This window comes from Methylotuvimicrobium buryatense 5G (genome assembly GCF_000341735.1).
GTDB classification, from domain to species: domain Bacteria; phylum Pseudomonadota; class Gammaproteobacteria; order Methylococcales; family Methylomonadaceae; genus Methylotuvimicrobium; species Methylotuvimicrobium buryatense.
In genome coordinates this window covers 2,595,120-2,612,574 of the sequence record NZ_KB455575.1, presented here as the reverse complement: position 1 = coordinate 2,612,574, position 17,455 = coordinate 2,595,120, and the positions used below count along the sequence as shown (strand labels likewise).

General features: G+C 50.4%; 18 protein-coding genes. 5 read left to right on the top strand and 13 right to left on the bottom strand.

Features of this window, described 5'->3' with window-relative positions; all coding sequences use genetic code 11:
• Nucleotides 1-69: 69 nt before the first annotated feature.
• From lipA to METBU_RS0111625, 11 genes are all read right to left on the bottom strand, one after another.
• Complete coding sequence (gene lipA, locus METBU_RS0111675) at nucleotides 70-1,035, bottom strand: lipoyl synthase (protein WP_017840795.1); 966 nt, start codon at nucleotides 1,033-1,035, stop codon at nucleotides 70-72.
• Nucleotides 1,032-1,640, bottom strand: a complete 609-nt coding sequence (gene lipB, locus METBU_RS0111670) for a lipoyl(octanoyl) transferase LipB (protein WP_017840794.1) — start codon at nucleotides 1,638-1,640, stop codon at nucleotides 1,032-1,034. Before lipB ends, lipA begins: the two co-directional genes overlap by 4 nt.
• A gap of 125 nt (nucleotides 1,641-1,765) precedes the next feature.
• Nucleotides 1,766-2,032, bottom strand: a complete 267-nt coding sequence (locus METBU_RS0111665; protein WP_017840793.1) for a YbeD family protein — start codon at nucleotides 2,030-2,032, stop codon at nucleotides 1,766-1,768.
• Entirely contained in the window at nucleotides 2,029-2,874 is an 846-nt protein-coding gene (locus METBU_RS0111660; RefSeq protein WP_017840792.1) for a D-amino acid aminotransferase, read from the bottom strand. Before METBU_RS0111660 ends, METBU_RS0111665 begins: the two co-directional genes overlap by 4 nt.
• Before the next feature lie 3 nt (nucleotides 2,875-2,877).
• Nucleotides 2,878-4,041, bottom strand: a complete 1,164-nt coding sequence (locus tag METBU_RS0111655; protein ID WP_017840791.1) for a D-alanyl-D-alanine carboxypeptidase family protein — start codon at nucleotides 4,039-4,041, stop codon at nucleotides 2,878-2,880.
• Nucleotides 4,042-4,094: 53 nt separating this feature from the next.
• On the bottom strand, nucleotides 4,095-5,423 hold the full coding sequence (gene mltB / locus METBU_RS23995) for a lytic murein transglycosylase B (protein WP_017840790.1): 1,329 nt from the start codon (nucleotides 5,421-5,423) through the stop codon (nucleotides 4,095-4,097).
• 2 nt (nucleotides 5,424-5,425) lie between these two features.
• Nucleotides 5,426-6,556, bottom strand: coding sequence for a rod shape-determining protein RodA (gene rodA / locus METBU_RS0111645; RefSeq protein WP_017840789.1), 1,131 nt, complete (start codon nucleotides 6,554-6,556; stop codon nucleotides 5,426-5,428).
• On the bottom strand, nucleotides 6,534-8,393 hold the full coding sequence (gene mrdA, locus METBU_RS0111640; protein ID WP_017840788.1) for a penicillin-binding protein 2: 1,860 nt from the start codon (nucleotides 8,391-8,393) through the stop codon (nucleotides 6,534-6,536). Before mrdA ends, rodA begins: the two co-directional genes overlap by 23 nt.
• Nucleotides 8,394-8,405: 12 nt before the next feature.
• On the bottom strand, nucleotides 8,406-8,894 hold the full coding sequence (gene mreD / locus METBU_RS0111635) for a rod shape-determining protein MreD (protein ID WP_026130175.1): 489 nt from the start codon (nucleotides 8,892-8,894) through the stop codon (nucleotides 8,406-8,408).
• Nucleotides 8,881-9,804 (bottom strand): rod shape-determining protein MreC, encoded by a 924-nt coding sequence (gene mreC / locus METBU_RS0111630; protein ID WP_017840786.1) that lies wholly within the window; start codon nucleotides 9,802-9,804, stop codon nucleotides 8,881-8,883. The genes mreD and mreC overlap by 14 nt, the downstream gene beginning before the upstream one ends.
• Nucleotides 9,805-9,946: 142 nt before the next feature.
• Nucleotides 9,947-10,990, bottom strand: coding sequence for a rod shape-determining protein (locus METBU_RS0111625; RefSeq protein WP_014149802.1), 1,044 nt, complete (start codon nucleotides 10,988-10,990; stop codon nucleotides 9,947-9,949).
• 676 nt (nucleotides 10,991-11,666) lie between these two features.
• On the opposite strand from METBU_RS0111625, the gene gatC reads away from it, so the two are divergent.
• Genes gatC through METBU_RS0111600 form a run of 5 tightly spaced genes read left to right on the top strand, consistent with a single transcriptional unit; the run spans nucleotide 11,667 to nucleotide 16,121 of the window.
• Nucleotides 11,667-11,954, top strand: coding sequence for an Asp-tRNA(Asn)/Glu-tRNA(Gln) amidotransferase subunit GatC (gene gatC / locus METBU_RS0111620; protein ID WP_017840785.1), 288 nt, complete (start codon nucleotides 11,667-11,669; stop codon nucleotides 11,952-11,954).
• A 16-nt stretch (nucleotides 11,955-11,970) separates the two neighbouring features.
• Nucleotides 11,971-13,422, top strand: coding sequence for an Asp-tRNA(Asn)/Glu-tRNA(Gln) amidotransferase subunit GatA (gene gatA / locus METBU_RS0111615; protein WP_017840784.1), 1,452 nt, complete (start codon nucleotides 11,971-11,973; stop codon nucleotides 13,420-13,422).
• A gap of 12 nt (nucleotides 13,423-13,434) precedes the next feature.
• Nucleotides 13,435-14,040 carry a Uma2 family endonuclease gene (locus METBU_RS0111610; protein ID WP_017840783.1) on the top strand — a complete coding sequence of 202 codons (606 nt, stop codon included), beginning with the start codon at nucleotides 13,435-13,437 and terminating at the stop codon, nucleotides 14,038-14,040.
• 18 nt (nucleotides 14,041-14,058) lie between these two features.
• Nucleotides 14,059-15,498 (top strand): Asp-tRNA(Asn)/Glu-tRNA(Gln) amidotransferase subunit GatB, encoded by a 1,440-nt coding sequence (gatB, locus tag METBU_RS0111605; protein WP_017840782.1) that lies wholly within the window; start codon nucleotides 14,059-14,061, stop codon nucleotides 15,496-15,498.
• Between the two features lie 53 nt (nucleotides 15,499-15,551).
• On the top strand, nucleotides 15,552-16,121 hold the full coding sequence (locus METBU_RS0111600) for a Uma2 family endonuclease (RefSeq protein WP_017840781.1): 570 nt from the start codon (nucleotides 15,552-15,554) through the stop codon (nucleotides 16,119-16,121).
• A gap of 30 nt (nucleotides 16,122-16,151) precedes the next feature.
• On the opposite strand, the gene METBU_RS0111595 is transcribed toward METBU_RS0111600, so the two are convergent.
• Together METBU_RS0111595 and prmC are read right to left on the bottom strand one after the other, a co-directional pair.
• Nucleotides 16,152-16,568 carry a M67 family metallopeptidase gene (locus METBU_RS0111595; RefSeq protein ID WP_017840780.1) on the bottom strand — a complete coding sequence of 139 codons (417 nt, stop codon included), beginning with the start codon at nucleotides 16,566-16,568 and terminating at the stop codon, nucleotides 16,152-16,154.
• 38 nt (nucleotides 16,569-16,606) lie between these two features.
• Nucleotides 16,607-17,452: a peptide chain release factor N(5)-glutamine methyltransferase gene (gene prmC, locus METBU_RS0111590; RefSeq protein WP_017840779.1), complete on the bottom strand. Its 846-nt coding sequence runs from the start codon at nucleotides 17,450-17,452 to the stop codon at nucleotides 16,607-16,609.
• Between the last annotated feature and the right edge of the window lie 3 nt (nucleotides 17,453-17,455).

The following is a 17,455-nucleotide window of genomic DNA, read 5'->3' as shown; positions in this document are numbered from 1 at the left end:
GATAATTTTACAAGCGTCGTAGGATGGATGAACCGCAGTGAAACCTATCTTCTCAATTCATCCTACATTTCAATCGTTCGAAACCATCGACTTGGCTTGCAGATCGGCGTGATAGGACGAGCGGACCAGCGGCGCGCTGGCGACTTGCTTGAAGCCGAGTGCGTAAGCCGTTTCGGCCAGTTCGTCGAATTCCTCGGGCGTCCAATAGCGCTTGACCGGTAGGTGATCCTTGCTGGGCGGTAGGTATTGGCCCAGTGTCAACATTGAACAGCCGTGAGCGATCAAGTCTTTCATGACTTCGACGACTTCGTCGTGCGTCTCACCGAGGCCCAGCATTATGCCGGACTTGGTCGGCGTTTCCGGGCGGACTTCGTGATAACGTTTGAGCAGATCGAGCGAGCCTTGGTAATCGGCGCCCGGTCTCGCTTCTCGGTACAGTCTCGGAACGGTTTCCAGGTTGTGATTGAACACATCGCAAGGCTCTCGGCTCAGTATGTCGACAGCCTTGTCGAGGCGACCGCGAAAATCGGGAACCAGTATTTCAATTTTGGTGGTCGGCGTTTCTTGTCGAATTGCGGCGATACAATCGGCGAAATGGCCGGCGCCGCCGTCTCGCAAATCATCGCGGTCGACCGAGGTAATCACGACATACTTCAGCTTCATTGCCTTGATTGTCTGCGCCAAATGTAGCGGTTCGTTTTGATCGAGGGGTTTTGGTTTTCCGTGCGCAACGTCGCAGAAAGGGCAGCGACGAGTGCAGAGATCGCCCATGATCATGAAGGTCGCGGTGCCGTGGCTGAAACATTCGCCGAGGTTAGGGCAAGCGGCTTCTTCGCAGACCGTGTGCAGATTGTTTTCGCGTAATAGTTTTTTGATGCGGTTGATTTCTTCGTTCGTCGAGACTTTAATGCGTATCCAATCAGGCTTGCGAAGCGGTTCTGCAGCCGGTTCGACTTTGACCGGGATTCGAGAGAGTTTGACGGAGTTGCGTTGATGCGACTCCGGCGTGTTTCGTGAAGGGGCTTGTAAAGTCATCGTGATATTGCCTGAGTGATGGCGTGAGCGACCGGCACGGCCAGTTCGCTAGTTTCGATTTCGATGCCGAAGTCGGCTAATTGCGTGACTTGCATGTCGGCGTAGCCGCAAGTGTTGATTCGGTCGAATGGTCTTAAGTCCATGTGGTTATTCAAGCTCAGTCCGTGATAGCTGCAGTTTTTTTTTACCCGTAGTCCGATTGAGCCGATTTTTTTGTCCGCGACATAAACGCCGGGTTTGTCGGCTAGCGACGATGCTCGGATGCCATATTGGGCCAGCGTTTCTATGATTGCTTGCTCGAGCGTCGTGACCAGTGCTCGGATACCCAGGTTCAAGCGCTTGATGTCCAACAATGTATATAGTACCAGTTGTCCCGGGCCGTGGTAGGTGACCTGTCCGCCTCGATCGGTTTGCACGACGGGAATATCGCAGGCTTGCAAGAGGTGTTCGCGTTTGCCGTTCAAACCGAGCGTATAAACCGGCGGATGTTCGACGATCCACAGTTCGTCCGGAGTATGGGGGGCGCGTTGCTGCGTGAACGTTTGCATGTCGCGCCAAACCCCTTCGTAGGGTTGCAGGCCGAGGTTGCGGATCGCCAGTGTCATCGTGTTATCTTATGCAATGGAGCGCTGATTATAGGGATAGGAATTATCGCCGATATTCTTCATTATCACTGCCGTCAATGATACTTCATGGAAAGTCTTCATTGGAAAACGTGATTCGTTTAGCACTATAAAGCCATCAACACGAGCGGTGAGTCGGTTAAATCCTGATAAATCGCATCCAGTTGTTGTTTGCTGGTCGCGGTGATAGTGACGGTTACTGAAGTGTACTTTCCGCCTTTACTGGGGCGCGATGTGACTGCGCCTTCGTTAAGGTCGTTGACATGGCGCCGAATGATTTCGACGACATGAATATCTAATTCAATGCTGTTCATGCCCATCGCTTTGATTGGAAAGCGGCAGGGGAATTTCAATATATCTTCTTGTTCGCTCATGATTGGGCTTTCTTGAACTCTTGATAAAGGTGATGCATTTTTTGCCAAATCGGTCCCGGTTTACCGTCCGAGACCGGTTCCGAGTCGAGTTCGACGACTGGAATGATTTCTCGGGTCGAACTGGTAAGCCAGATTTCGTCCGCGGTTTTCAGGGCTTCGAGCGAAATAATATCTTCGCTATAGGCGATATCATTGGTTCTCGCGAGTTCCAGGATGACATCGCGGGTGATGCCGGGCAAAATTTCTTCGCCTTTCGGCGGCGTCACCAGAATGCCGTCGAGGACCGCGAAAATATTGCTGGCCGCGCCTTCGGTGACGTAGCCGTCCTTGACCAGTACCGCTTCGGTACAGCCTTGGTCGACGGCTTTTTGTCTAAGCAAAATGTTGGCTAATAAGGTAATAGCCTTGATATGACATAATGCCCAGCGGGTGTCGTCAAGCGTGATGGCTTTGACGCCACTGTCGCGGCCGCTTAAGGGCACGATAGGCGAACACATGGCGAATACGGTTGGCTCGATATGCTCGGGGAATGCATGGTCACGTTTCGGCGCTACGCCGCGTGTGATTTGCAGATAAATGTATTGATCCTGTCCCGGTTCGAGCAGCGGCTCTAAAATATCGGCCCATTGCTCGCGGCTGTGAGGGCTATTTAGGCGAATGCTTTTCAGGCTGGCTTCGAGACGGTCGATGTGTTCAGAGAGGCGGAATAAGCGCCCGGCATAAGCCGGAATGACTTCGTAAATGCCGTCGCCGAATAGAAAACCGCGGTCAAGAACTGAGATTTTGGCTTGATCGAGCGGAAGATACTGGCCGTTTAAATAAACTGTCGGGTTATCGCTCATTTTTTATTTCACCAGCATGAGAACAGTGTCGTAAAGTTTGCGCACTAAGTTGCCTTTTTCTACGGTAGTTAGTGCGATCAGATTCTTTTCCATTAATGGTTCGCCGGCCAGCGTAACACTGACGGTGCCTAAATTGTCGCCTTGGTTGACCGGTGCGATGATTTTTTGTTCAAAATTAATGACAGCCTTCAAGTCTTCGTAATGGCGGCGTGGGATCGTGACATAAAGGTCTTCGGCTAGGCCTAAAGACAAGTTTTTATCCGCGCCTTTCCAAATGCGGGTTTCGGTCAAGGCTTCATTGCCCTTGTACAGTCTATGGGTTTCATAGAAACGGTAACCGTAATTCAACAAGGACTGGTTTTCATTGGCACGGGCGCGTTCGCTTTTCGTTCCCATGACTACAGAGATTAGACGCATGCCATCGCGAACCGCCGATGCGACTAAGCAGTAACCGGCCGCTTCGGTATGGCCCGTTTTGACGCCGTCGACGCTTGGGTCGCGCCAAAGAAGCTTGTTGCGATTGCGTTGGGTAATTTTATTGTAGGTATATTCTTTTTCCGAAAACCACGCATAGTAATCAGGGAATTCACGAATCATTGCGCGAGTTAGAATAGCCAAGTCTTGCGCGGTCGTGTAATGGTCGTCGTCGGGCAGTCCCATGCTATTGACGAAATGGCTGTTGTTCATGCCGAGTATGGCGGCTTGTTGGTTCATCATTTCGGCGAAAGTGGCTTCGTCTCCGGCGATATGCTCGGCCAGTGCGACGCTCGCGTCGTTCCCCGACTGAATGATGATGCCTTTAAGCAATTCTTCGACCGTGACTTGCTTGTTAACGTCGATGAACATGCGCGAGCCGGGAGTGCGCCAAGCCTTTTGACTAACCGAGACATTTTCGTTCAGGCTCAGATGGCCTTTACTCAATTCGGTGAATACGACATAAACGGCCATGATTTTGGTCAGACTGGCGGGGGGGAGTTTGACGTCGGCATTGTTTTCGCCAAGCACTTTGCCGCTATCGGCATCGAGCAAAATATAGCTGCTCGCGGCGATACTCGGCGGCGAAGGAATCATGATCGGATCGGTCTTATCGGAAGCCGCGTTTGCCGTTTGCAATAAGCTAAAAAATAGATAAACAATCAGGCTGAGGTAAACTTTTGAGGAGGTCATTATTCGCGGTGTGAGCATACAAAAACAGAAGATCATATTGTAACAGTGATTGGTTAATTTCCGATGCTTTCGACGATATACTGTGTCTGATCGATGCCGATTTCATTCAGTTTGGCGTTCAACCGTTCGGCATCTTCGGCGGATTTGAACGGGCCGATTTGCACTTTGTGAAGCGTCGTTCCGTTTTGAGTGACGGGTTTAATTTTGGGTAGCGGCAGGAGGCTGTGTTCGGCGACTTTTTTGCGTAAAGCTTGAGCGTTGGCTTCATTACCGAAAGCACCCAGTTGTATATAGATGGCGACCTTCTGGCCGCTTTCCTGGAGGGGAGGGGCGGCAGTTGGGTTATCCGGTAGACCGGCGCTTATCTTTGGTGTTTCCGAGTGTTCGGCAATCGCGCGGCTGAGCTGATAAACCGCCATGGCATAGAGAGGGCTATGGTTGTAACGGGTGATGACGTAGAAGTTGTCCAAGCCTAGCCATAGTTCTTCTCCTTGCTCCAGTTCGAAAGCAAGGAGTTTGGCTTTCTGGTTGGGGCTCGCAGTTTCTATCGATTCGACATTTAAGGCCTTAAGTTGGACTATAGTACGGTCCGGTTTCAGATCTCCCCCAAGAGCTTTGCGGTAAGCGTTGCCCTGCACGGCCGCTTGAAAAGCTACTGGTTGCCCGCGTTGCCAGTGATGTTTGTAAAAATAATTGCCGACGCTGGCAATGGCATCGGCCGGATTGTTCCAGATGTCGCGGTGATAGTCTCCTTCGAAATCGGCAGCATAGCTGCGAAAACTGCTCGGCATGAATTGCGGGATGCCCATTGCGCCGGCATAAGATCCCGTCGGTTGTAACGGATCGATGTGTTCCTCGCGACACAACAATAAAAAGTTTTCAAGCTCGCCGGTGAAAAACGGGCTCCGTTTCGGGTAATTGAAAGCCAATGTCGACAAGGCATCGATGACCCGGTAGCTGCCGGTATTTTTACCGTAGGAAGTCTCGACGCCGATGATCGCCGTGATGATTTCAGGCGGGACACCGTATTTTTGTTGTGTAACGGCCAAGGCCGAAGCATTATCTTGCATAAATTTAACGCCGCCTTCGATGCGCGCTTCGGTCATGAATATTTTCCGGTATTTGTACCAGGGCATCGCTTCGGCAGGACGTGTGATGGCCTCAATGATGCGCGGTTGCAATTCGACCGACCGGAATAATGTATTCAGTTTGTTTTTGTCGAAGCCGTGCTTAGCCGTCATCGTACGTATGAATACCGACATGTTTTCGGGCAATGTTTCGGACTGCGAGATCGGCGCGGTCGCTTGCGCCGAAGAAGGGCTGGAGGAGCTCAGTATCAGAGCTCCGCAAAGCATTAAAGTGGCTATTGAGGTTTGCTTCATCGTTAAGTCGGTAAGAATTTTTTGTGGGTATGGATAGACATCAGGATGCCGAATCCTGCGAGCAAGGTAACCATCGAGGTGCCGCCGTAGCTGATCAGCGGTAACGGGACGCCGACAACCGGTAAGATGCCGATGACCATGCCTATGTTAACAAAGACATAGACAAAAAATGTAAAGCTGAGGCTTCCTGCTAATAAGCGGCTGTAACTGTCTTGCGCTTGTATTGAAATATACAGGCAACGACTGATAATGACAATGTAGAGCGCGATTAACACAAGGCAGCCGGAGAGACCGAATTCTTCAGCAAACACAGCGAAAATGAAGTCGGTTGAGCTTTCAGGCAGAAAATCGAGTGGGGCCTGGGTGCTGCCTTGCCAGCCCTTGCCGTAGATGCCGCCGGAGCCGATGGCTATTTTCGATTGAATGATATGATAGCCGCGACCGAGCGGGTCGGCTTCCGGGTCGAGAAAGGTCAAAACCCGGGCGCGTTGATAATCGCGCATAAAATGCCAAATGATGGGGGTCAGCGAAGCAATAATAGCGCCGATGCTGAAGATGAATCGCCATGACAGTCCGGCGAAAAAGATGACCGCGGCTCCCGAGCTGAAGACCAATATCGAGGTGCCGAGATCGGGTTGCTTTGCAATCAATAGCGTCGGCAGCAGGAGCAACAAGCCTGCGATACCCATTTGTTTCCACTTCGGGGGCAACGTGTTTTCCGATAAATACCAGGCGATCATCATCGGTGCGGTAATCTTTAGCATTTCAGAGGGCTGAAAGCGAAAGAAGCCTAAGTCGAGCCAACGCTGTGCGCCTTTACCGATTTGCCCCATGATCAGCACGGCAACCAGCAAGGTTACGCCGATTCCGTATAGAACCGTCGAATAACGTTTGAATTGATAAGGATTAATATGCGCAAGCACGATCATCAGGACAAAGGCAATCAGCATGCGGGTAGCCTGACGGATCAGAATGTCGGTATCTTGTCCGCTGGCGCTATACAAAATCAGAAAGCTTAGGCTAAGAACTAGCAGCAAACATATCAGCAAGGGAATGTCGATATGCAATTTTCTCAATAGATTGCCGAGGAGCGAGTGCGGTATGAATTGTTCACTGCGCGTTTCGGTCTTCATCGCTGGGTTCCTGTAAATATTGACGAATGATTTTTCCGGCTATCGGTGCCGCAACCGTGCCGCCATGACCTCCGTTTTCGGCAATGACGGCAACCGCGATTTGCGGGTCATGAGCCGGCGCGAATGCCATGAATAAAGCATGATCGCGCAGTTTAAAAGCGATTTCGTTTTCGTTATAGCGCTTTTCTTGTTTGACGGTAAAGACCTGGGCCGTGCCGGTCTTGCCGGCAATTTGATAATCGATGCCGCGGCTGATGACTCTGGCCGTACCCCTGGCGCTATGTACCACATTGATCATCGCGGAGACGACCGCGTCGATATTTCTGGGATTTAGCGCGAGGGTGGTTTCCGGTTTGGCTTCCGCGGGTTTCAGAACGCCATTGTCGGTAAACGATCCTACCAGATGCGGATGGACGACCTTGCCTTTATTGGCCAGCGTTGCAGTAGCTCTAGCCAATTGCAGCGGCGTGACCTGGGTGTAACCTTGGCCGATGCCGGTTATAACCGTTTCGCCGGGATACCAGGATTGATTACGGGCTTTGCGCTTCCATTGTTTCGAGGGTTGTAGGCCCGGTAGCTCGCCGACTAGGTCGATGCCGGATTTTTCTCCGAAGCCGAACTGCGTGAAAAAACGGTGGATGTTGTCGATGCCGAGCGATAAGGCCAGGCTGTAAAAGTACACGTCGCAAGACTGCACGATTGCGAGATTCAAGTCCACGGTACCATGGCCGCCTCTTTTCCAATCCCGGTATTTATGTTTGACATTGGGTAGTTGAAAATAACCTGGGCAATAAGTCTTTTGGCCTGGGTGGGTCACTTGATATTCAAGCCCTGCCAAGGCCATAAAAGGCTTGATTGTTGAGCCGGGCGGGTATTGACCTCTCAGCGCTCGATTAAACATCGGTTGGGCATCCGAGGTTTGCAGTTCTTTATAAGATTTACTGTCGATACCGTAGACGAACGGATTCGGGTCGAAGCCGGGGCGACTGGTAAATACCAAGACGCCGCCGGTTTTTATCTCGATCGCCACGACCGCCCCATTGTAAATATCGAGTGCATCATAAGCGATCTTTTGTAGATCGATATCGAGAGTTAGGTGTAGGTTCGATCCCGCAGTCGGATCGACTGTTTTTAAAGTACTGATCGCTCGAGATTGCGCGTTGGTTTCTATTTCGGCATAGCCGGCTTTGCCGTGTAGTTCAGTCTCATAAGCTAATTCGATGCCGACTTTGCCGACATGGTGAGTGCCGCGATATTCGGAGACCGGGAGCGTTTTTAATTCATTTTCATTGATGCGGCCAACATAACCGATGACATGTGAAGTTAGAATGTCGTAGGGGTAGTGCCTGACCAAACGAGCATGAATATCGACACCGGGAAAATAAGGTCTAACTGCAGCAAACTTGGCGATTTCTTCCTCGGTCATACGCAGTAATAGCGGCGTACTGGTAAAACGTTTTTCGCGTTTGCGCAATTTTTGGTACTGCTCGATTTTATCTTCGGGAATGTCCAGTAACTCTTGTAATCGTGCGAGCGTATCGTCGAGATTTTTGATTTGTTCGGGGATCAATTCAAGGCTGTATGTTGGAACATTATCTGCCAACACCCTACCTTTTCGGTCGAAGATGATGCCGCGGGTCGGTGGCAGAGGCGATATTTTAATGTGATTGTTTTTTGCTAGGGTCGCGTAATGTTCGTGACCGACGATCTGCAAGTAAACCAAACGGACGATTAAGCCGATCGACAGCAGTAGAATGAAGATCATCGCGACAATGGCGCGTCCCGTAAAAATGCGGTTTTCCTCCGCCGGGTTTTTTATGGTGTAGGTGCGAGGCATGAGACGAACGACTCAACGAATGCGTCGGTAGAGCCGTATTGCACGCAAAGAAAAAAAGACTAAAGGCCAGAAAAGGGTGCCGGTTAGTACGGGTAACCAAAAAGTGTAAGAAGCGCGTGCGATAGTTTGGCTATCAGTGATCCAGAAAATCAAAAATTGAGATACGAGAAGGCAAAAAAAGATAAATAGGCCTTGTTGCAGAATCGGGTATTGTCTGAGTCGCTTGTGTAACCTCAAACACAGGAAGGCAACTAGCGAGTTGATGAGCGCATTCAAGCCTAGCATTCTACCGGTTAATACGTCAGTCAGTAAGCCGATGGTCCAAGCGCTAAATATGCCGACTCGTTCGGGTGCTGCCAGTACCCAGTAAATAACTACGAGCAATATCCAATTGGGATTGAATGGCGCCATAGGTTGAGGCCAGGCGGCAATATTCAGGCTCATGGCAAATATGATCGAGAGAAGATAACGGCCGTAGCCGAAAGTATTATTCTTCGGCATGATTTTCATCCGCTTGTTCTGTTTCTTGAGTTTCCAGCGGGATAGGCGCTTCGCTTTTCCATACGATTAACAATTCCCGGCTTCGATTTAATTGCGCCTTAGGGGTTGCGTATATTTCGGCAAAAGGTTTGTTAGGCTGGGGGATTATTTTTTCGACGACAGCAACAGGATAGCCTTGCGGAAAAATACCGCCTAGGCCGGAGCTAATCAGTAGATCGCCTTCCTTGATGTCGGCGTTGTTTGCTAAATAAGGCAATATTAGCCTGTTGATTCGCCCGCTGCCGACTGCGATCGTGCGTAAACCGTTACGATTGATTTGTACTGGGATCGCATGGCCCGGGTCGGTAATTAGCATGATTTCAGAGCTGAGCGGAAGCGCACGGTATACTTGGCCGACCACACCGTAAGCATCCAAAACCGCTTGCTGAGCATGCACGCCGAACCGCGTTCCTTTATCGACGACGACGACATGTTCGAAAGGGGCTAGGTTGACGGACAATAACTCGGCGACGAGTACCTGTTCGCCCAATTTAAAGGATTTTTCCAGTAAGGCCCTCAGCCGGATATTTTCTTGCTCCAGAGCTTCGTACTTAAGTAGTTGGGATTTGTAAATCAATTGTTCCTGACGCAGCTGTTCATTTTCTTCTTTTAGACTATAAAGTGATTTTATCGATTCTACGGTTTCTTTGGAGTGATGTAGAGGCCAGTCCGTAATCGATTGAATCGGATAGGTAATCATTGATAGTACGCTACGAAGTTTGTCCAGTTGCGAGCTTTTGCGTTCAGCGACCAGAAGCGCGATTGAAGCCACTACCGCCACCAGCAGTCGCGTATTAATCGAAGGGCCGGTGGCAAATAAAGGATTGATAACGATTACCTCGAAAATGAACCGTATAGGCAAATAGTCCATAATGGACAGAATATTATTTGGATAGTTCGAACGCGTATCATTCGAATCGACATTCCGTCCGTGGAAATTGTTTTGGTAAGCTATTCAAGGCTTCGATTCCGCCGAACCAAACGTCTTGGCGAGCATTGTTTTGCCGTTGAAGCTACTCTAGCGAAAATGCGCTAGGGCCTTTTTTATCCAACATTTCCAAAACGATTCCACCGCCGCGAGCCACGCAGGTTAGTGGGTCGTCGGCGATATAAACCGGTAGTCCGGTTTCTTCTGCGATCAAACGGTCGATATCTTTGAGTAGTGCGCCGCCGCCGGTTAGAACAATACCGCGGTTGGCGACATCGGCGCCAAGTTCCGGCGGAGTTTGTTCCAATGCGACTTTAACAGAACCGACGATGCCGGACAAAGGGTCTTGAAGCGCTTCCAGAATTTCATTGCTGTTTAACGAAAAACTGCGCGGTACGCCTTCGGCGAGATTGCGCCCTTTGACTTCGATTTCTTTGACTTCGCTACCCGGGTAAGCGGCCCCGATTTCATGTTTGATTCGTTCGGCGGTAGCCTCGCCGATCAGTGTGCCGTAATTACGGCGGACATAATTGATGATCGCCTCATCGAAACGATCGCCTCCGATTCGTACCGATGCTGAGTAGACAATACCGTTCAATGAGATGACGGCGACTTCCGATGTGCCTCCGCCTATATCGAGTACCATCGAACCTTGGGCTTCGTCGACGGGGAGTCCTGCACCGACCGCAGCCGACATAGGTTCCTCGATTAAATAGACTTCACGGGCGCCGGCCATCGAGGCGGATTCTCGAATCGCTCGGCGTTCTACTTGGGTTGATCCGCATGGGACGCAAATCAGGATGCGAGGGCTGGGTCGTAGCAGTTTGTTTTCGTGAACCTTTTCGATGAAATACCGCAGCATGCGTTCGGTTACGGCGAAATCGGCAATCACGCCATCTTTCAAAGGGCGAATCGCGGTTATGTTGCCGGGGGTTCGGCCAAGCATCATTTTGGCTTCCATACCTACCGCCGCAATGGTTTTAGCTCCGCGAATTTTGTCTTCCTTGATGGCCACAACCGAGGGTTCGTTTAATACGATTCCTTTTCCCGGAACGTAAATCAAAGTGTTGGCGGTTCCTAAATCTATCGAGAGATCGTTGGAAAAAAGGCCGCGTATTCGTTTGAACATTTATTAACCTGTATCCTGAGCGAATAAATTGTATTACTTTATCAATCAAGCGGGTAATTGAGCAAGATATAAAGTATTATACTTATCGCAATTCAAAATTCCGTTTCAATATTCGCTTGTTGCCGCACTGAAATTAACCGCTTTTTCCGGGCAAGGGTATGGTTATTGTGGCTATAAGCCGGCACGGAAATTACGGTCGTGCAATGCCGCCGGATTCGCGAGAATTGGTATACCTTTCGCACTTCAAATTTCGGCAGTGCCCGAGGAGGCGCAGGGGTGTTCGGCAAAGGCTTTGCCTGCATGGATGCTGGCATAGAGCCTACAGGACGTATTCACGGCATCCTTTGACGGGCACTCCGGCGCCGAATTTCGATCTACGATTGGGTATAAATCGGATTTTTTAGATAAACCACATACGGATACGCTTTAGGATTTCGTGATAAATAACCTCCTGGAACTATGAGCTTTGTTGAGGGTTCGGTAACTCGATTGGCAGGACGCCGTGAATACGTCCGTGTAAGCTGCCGATATCTGCCAATCGAGCAAACGAACCCTCCAAAAAATAGGGAAGTTATTTTCGACTAAATCCTTAGATGCTTCCAGAAAGTTATGAAATGCTCGAATTTTGAGCTGCGAATAGTCATGTTTTCGGATTGATGAATAATGGAGTTTGAAAATGTCTTTAACGACTGAAGATGTAAATAAAATTGCGCACTTGGCAAGGTTGGGCGTCGATATTCAAGATGTCGACACTTATGCACGCGATTTATCCGGCATACTCGATTTGGTTACGCAAATGAGCGGATTAAGTACCGAGGGAGTTGCTCCCATGGCGCATCCCATGGAGCAATGCCAGAGGCTGAGACCGGACCGGGTGACCGAGTCGAATATGAGAGAAAAATTTCAAGCGATTGCGCCTCAAGTCGAATTGGGATTGTATTTGGTCCCTAAGGTGATCGAATGAAGGATGGGGGAAGGCTATGAATAATAAAACCATCGCCGAACTAGCTCGAGGCTTGCGTTCCGGCGAATTTTCCAGCGTGGAGTTGACGCAAGACTATTTAGAACGGATTCGGCAGTTTTCGGCGCTCAATGCATACATTACCGTGACGGCCGAGCAGGCGCTTGCCCAAGCCGAAGCCGCGGATAAACGGTTGGCGGCAAGAACGGCCGATTTATTAACCGGAATACCGATTGCGCAAAAAGATATTTTCTGCACCGATGGCGTTAAAACGTCTTGTGGTTCGAAGATGCTCGATAATTTCATTTCGCCGTACAATGCGACCGTCGTCGAAAAACTGAACCGGGCCGGTGCTGTGACGCTCGGTAAATTGAACATGGACGAGTTTGCGATGGGTTCGTCGAACGAAACCAGTTTTTACGGTCCGGTACAAAATCCGTGGGATGTTACATGCGTTCCGGGCGGCTCTTCGGGCGGGTCGGCCGCGGCGGTTGCTGCAGGACTCACGGCAGGTGCGACAGGTACGGATACGGGCGGTTCGATACGTCAACCGGCGGCTTTCTGCGGTATTACCGGTTTGAAGCCGACTTATGGGCGCGTTTCCCGCTATGGCATGATTGCCTATGCCTCAAGCCTCGATCAAGGAGGCCCGATGACGCGTACAGCCGAGGATGCGGCTATCATGCTGCAAGCGATGGCTGGTTTCGACGAGAAGGATTCGACTAGCGTCGATATGCCGGTTCCCGATTATTCGGCCGGGCTGAATCAACCGTTAAGCGGTCTGAAAATCGGTCTGCCGAAAGAATTTTTCGGTGAAGGGTTGAATGGCGAAATCGCCGCAGTCATCGAAACAGCCGTCAATGAATATCGCAAATTGGGCGCCGAGGTCAAAGAAGTCTCAATGCCGAATCTGAAATACGCGATTCCGGCTTATTATGTGATTGCACCGGCCGAATGTTCGGCTAATCTGTCTCGTTTCGACGGCGTCCGTTTCGGTTACCGCTGCGACAATCCGGCCGATTTGGCCGATTTGTATACGCGCTCGCGCGGCGAAGCATTCGGCAAGGAAGTTAAGCGCCGTATCTTGATCGGAACCTATGCTTTGTCGGCCGGTTATTACGATGCCTATTATTTAAAAGCTCAAAAAGTCAGGCGTTTGATCACTGACGATTTCAAAAGCGCATTAGCTGAGGTTGATGTGCTGATGGGCCCGGTATCGCCGACGGTGGCGTTCGGTCTCGGCGAAAAAACCGGCGACCCAATTCAAATGTATTTGTCCGATATTTATACAATCGCGGTCAATCTGGCAGGTCTTCCGGCCATGTCGATTCCGGCCGGTTTCGTTGACAATAAACCGGTCGGTTTGCAAATCATCGGGAATTATTTTGCCGAGGACCGGTTGTTGAATGTAGCTCATCGCTATCAGATGAATACTGACTGGCACAAGCAGGTGCCGAAAGGGTTCGAATAAAAGAGGTTGGATATGGCCAAAGTTACCGAATTGTCGCAATTGGATATGAACGGGAGCTACTGCTACGCCGATTATTTGACGTGGCGTTTGGATCAAACGGTCGAGTTGATCAAAGGCAAGATCTTTACGATGTCGCCGGCGCCGAATGTCAAGCATCAGCGGATTTCCGGCAAATTATTTCTGGATTTGGGTGCTTATTTCAAGAGCCAGTCCTGCGAAGTATTTGCCGCGCCGTTCGACGTTAAGCTTTACGATCGCCGCAAATCGAAATTGAGCGACCGCGAAGTTTTCAGTGTCGTACAGCCCGATTTGTGCGTGATCTGCGATAAAAACAAGCTGACCGAACAGGGCTGCGACGGCGCGCCCGATTGGATCATCGAAGTGCTTTCTCCGGGCAATAATAAGAAGGAACTTCGCTTCAAATACGATCTGTATCAGGAAAGCGGCGTCGGCGAATACTGGTTGGTGTTTCCGTATGAACGCGCCGTGCAGCAATTCGTGTTGGACCGGGATGGCGAAGTCTATAGGCTCCATGGCCTCTATGCAGGCGACGAAACGGTACAGCCCTATCTTTTTCCCGAACTAAAAATCGATTTGGTCGAAGTTTTTGCCGAATAAATCAATAAGGAATAAGCAATGAATTCACAATGGGAAGTCGTCATCGGGTTGGAAATTCATGCACAACTCGCGACAAAATCCAAAATTTTTTCAGGCGCATCGACAGCTTACGGCGCCGAACCGAACACACAAGCTTGCGCGGTCGATTTAGGCTTGCCCGGCGTGTTGCCGGTATTGAATCAAGAGGCCGTGCGCATGGCCGTCAAATTCGGTCTCGCGATCGAGGCAGAAATCGCGCCTTACTCGGTCTTCGCGCGCAAAAATTATTTTTATCCGGATCTGCCGAAAGGTTATCAGATCAGTCAGTTCGAGTTGCCGATCGTCGGCAACGGACACCTGGATATCGACGTTGATGGGGTAACGAAGCGCATTGGCGTTACACGCGCGCATTTGGAGGAAGACGCAGGCAAGTCCCTGCATGAGGATTTTCACGGCCTGACCGGTATCGATTTGAATCGTGCCGGCACACCATTGCTGGAAATCGTTTCGGATCCCGACATGCGTTCGGCGAAAGAAGCGGTCGCCTATATGCGCAAGCTGCACGAACTCGTGCGTTACCTCGAAATCTGCGACGGCAACATGCAAGAAGGTTCGTTCCGTTGTGATGCCAACGTTTCGGTGCGTCCGAGAGGTCAGGCGGAATTCGGCACGCGCGCCGAGATCAAAAACATCAACTCGTTCCGCTTTGTCGAAAAAGCGATCAATCACGAAATCGAGCGCCAGATCGACCTGATCGAAAGCGGCGGTAAGGTCGTACAGGAAACGCGGCTTTACGATGCGAATAAAGATGAAACCCGCTCGATGCGCGGCAAGGAAGAGGCGAACGACTACCGTTATTTTCCCGACCCCGATTTATTGCCGGTCGAGATTACCGAAGCCTTCAAAGACGAGGTGCGCGTTACCTTACCGGAGTTGCCCGATGCGAAGAAACGGCGTTTTATCGAGCAATACGGTCAGGACGATGAGAGTGCTGCTACGCTGACTTCGTCGAGGCAATTAGCCGATTACTACGAAGCATTGGTCGATGCATCCGGCGGCGAAGCGAAGATTTGTACAAATTGGGTAACCGGCGACGTGCTCGGCGCTCTGAACAAGGCCGGTTTGGAAATCGGTCAATGCCCGGTCGATGCCGAGCGTTTGGCAGGCTTGTTGAAACGTATAGCCGATGACACGATTTCGGGCAAAATCGCAAAACAAGTCTTCGAGGCGATGTGGCAAGGCCAAGAAACGGCCGATCAAATCATTGAAAGCCAAGGCTTAAAGCAAATTACCGATACCGGTGCGATCGAGGCGATCATCGATAAAATCATCACCGACAATCCTGGTCAAGTTGAACAATATCTCAGCGGTAAGGATAAGGTCTTCGGCTTCTTTGTCGGCCAAGTCATGAAGGAAATGCAGGGTAAGGCGAATCCGGCCGAGGTCAATAAGATTTTGAAAACCAAATTGAAAAGGTAAGGTTTTTGGATGGGCGGAATTCCGGCCCATCCAATGGAATAAGCGCGGTTTATATGGCATTAGCGGAAAATCTGAAAATCAGCGTCGAGGATTATTTGCAAGGCGAATTACTCAGTTACATCAAGCATGAGTATGTCGGGGGTGAAGTTTATGCGATGGTCGGCGTTAAGCGCGCGCATGATACGATCGCAATGAACCTGATCGCTCATGTGCATGCGCATCTGAGAGGTTCGCCTTGCCGAGTTCATTCAGGCGAAATGAAGGTTCGGGTGCAAACCGAAACGGACGACAATTTTTTCTATCCCGATCTGCATGTTACCTGTTCGGCTGACGATACTCATGAGCATTTTAATACTCAGCCGAAATTGATCGTCGAAATACTCTCCGACGCAACCGAGCGTTACGATCGCGCAGAGAAATTTCATCACTACCGGAAGTTATCCAGTCTCGACGAGTATGTGTTGATCGCTCAGGATACGCAGCGTGTCGAATGCTACCGGCGCGATGAGCAATGGGATTTGCGGCTCTTTCAACAAGGCCAGGCCGTCTTTTTTGCATCGATCGGTTGTGTTGTCGATATCGGCGATATTTATGAAGGCTTACGCCTTGGTAAAGATGGCTGACGAACGATTCTTTTGCGTCAAAACCAAGTATTAGCCCAAAATCAATGGGACTTCCTCTGCCTTTTGTTCGGCGATCCGGAAGCCGCGCATTTCCAGTACGCCTTTCGTGTTCAGCGAAATGATCAAATTGAGCGCTTCAGGATAGCTTGCCATTTCCAAATCGGTTTTTGAAGGAAATGCCGGCGTTGTCGGGTGGGAATGATAAATCGCGAACAATTCCTCACCGTTTTCGCGCATTTGTCCCATCGCAGCGATTTGCTGTTTAGGATCCAATAAAAACCGGTTTTCAGGGTGATCGGCGCTGTTATCGACAGGGTAGCAATGGTTCGGAATACCGTTCAGGCTTCCGATCAGTCCGCAAACCTCGGTTTCGGGTGACAATTGCGCGAGATGCAGCAGTTGATTGGTGATTTTTCGGGGAATATGAATTTCTGAAATTTGTATCATGGTTCGCTGTCGGCGTGTGGAGGGTTTAAATTTAATCGCTACGAGCGCCATTGTCCATAGGTGACCCGAGGCTGACCTGAAAGATCGGGATAAGTGGCAATATTACGGTAATTCAATTGGCTAAAAATAGCCTGGACTTGATCTTGTTGATTGTATCCGTGTTCGATCAATAAATGACCTTGAGGAAGCAAATGTCGCCTGGCGGCGGTCGCGATGCGCTCGATATCGCTCAGGCCGTGATTGTTCGCAATTAACGCGGACTTGGGTTCGAATCTGACATCGCCTTCGGCCAAGTGCGGATCGTTATCGGAGACATAGGGCGGGTTGCTGACGACAAGATTGAACAACGCAGTGTCACTTATTGCCTCTAACCAATCGCTTTGTAAAAATTGGATGTTCCGTACATTATGTTGCTGGGCATTTCGGCGGGCGATCGCCAGCGCGTTAGTGCTGAAATCGGTGGCAATGACTTCGCTATCGGGGCGCTCGGCGGCAAGGGTAATGGCAATGATGCCGGAGCCGGTGCCCAAATCGATCAGTCGGTAAGGTTGCCGTTCCGGTATCAGTTTCAAGGCCAGCTCGATCAACAGTTCGGTGTCGGGTCTCGGAATCAGCACATCGCGACAGACTTCGAAATCACGGGACCAGAATTCGCGGTTGCCGGTAATGTAGGCGATCGGCATGCCCGAAAGGCGTTTTTGCAGCAATGCTTCGAAACGGCTGTTTTGTTCGGGCAATAATTTTTTTTCCGGCCATGCGCGCAGATGAGAGCGGTCTTTTTCAAGCACGAGGCAGAGTAGGATTTCGGCGTCGAGCAAGGATGATTCGGAAACCGAGATTAAGCGTTGAACGGCATCATTCAGTGCCGATTGGACGGTGGGCATCGG

Bases quoted from the DNA above. Each gene is read 5' to 3' on its own strand.
- METBU_RS0111665 (WP_017840793.1), bottom strand. From the start codon at position 2,032: ATGAGCGAACAAGAAGATATATTGAAATTCCCCTGCCGCTTTCCAATC.
- mrdA (WP_017840788.1), bottom strand. From the start codon at position 8,393: ATGCCTCGCACCTACACCATAAAAAACCCGGCGGAGGAAAACCGCATT.
- METBU_RS0111600 (WP_017840781.1), top strand. From the start codon at position 15,552: ATGGCATTAGCGGAAAATCTGAAAATCAGCGTCGAGGATTATTTGCAA.
- METBU_RS0111625 (WP_014149802.1), bottom strand. From the start codon at position 10,990: ATGTTCAAACGAATACGCGGCCTTTTTTCCAACGATCTCTCGATAGAT.
- mreC (WP_017840786.1), bottom strand. From the start codon at position 9,804: ATGGACTATTTGCCTATACGGTTCATTTTCGAGGTAATCGTTATCAAT.
- gatC (WP_017840785.1), top strand. From the start codon at position 11,667: ATGTCTTTAACGACTGAAGATGTAAATAAAATTGCGCACTTGGCAAGG.
- METBU_RS0111610 (WP_017840783.1), top strand. From the start codon at position 13,435: ATGGCCAAAGTTACCGAATTGTCGCAATTGGATATGAACGGGAGCTAC.
- gatA (WP_017840784.1), top strand. From the start codon at position 11,971: ATGAATAATAAAACCATCGCCGAACTAGCTCGAGGCTTGCGTTCCGGC.
- METBU_RS0111595 (WP_017840780.1), bottom strand. From the start codon at position 16,568: ATGATACAAATTTCAGAAATTCATATTCCCCGAAAAATCACCAATCAA.
- gatB (WP_017840782.1), top strand. From the start codon at position 14,059: ATGAATTCACAATGGGAAGTCGTCATCGGGTTGGAAATTCATGCACAA.
- mreD (WP_026130175.1), bottom strand. From the start codon at position 8,894: ATGCCGAAGAATAATACTTTCGGCTACGGCCGTTATCTTCTCTCGATC.
- rodA (WP_017840789.1), bottom strand. From the start codon at position 6,556: ATGAAGACCGAAACGCGCAGTGAACAATTCATACCGCACTCGCTCCTC.
- lipA (WP_017840795.1), bottom strand. From the start codon at position 1,035: ATGACTTTACAAGCCCCTTCACGAAACACGCCGGAGTCGCATCAACGC.
- mltB (WP_017840790.1), bottom strand. From the start codon at position 5,423: ATGAAGCAAACCTCAATAGCCACTTTAATGCTTTGCGGAGCTCTGATA.
- METBU_RS0111655 (WP_017840791.1), bottom strand. From the start codon at position 4,041: ATGACCTCCTCAAAAGTTTACCTCAGCCTGATTGTTTATCTATTTTTT.
- lipB (WP_017840794.1), bottom strand. From the start codon at position 1,640: ATGACACTGGCGATCCGCAACCTCGGCCTGCAACCCTACGAAGGGGTT.
- prmC (WP_017840779.1), bottom strand. From the start codon at position 17,452: ATGCCCACCGTCCAATCGGCACTGAATGATGCCGTTCAACGCTTAATC.
- METBU_RS0111660 (WP_017840792.1), bottom strand. From the start codon at position 2,874: ATGAGCGATAACCCGACAGTTTATTTAAACGGCCAGTATCTTCCGCTC.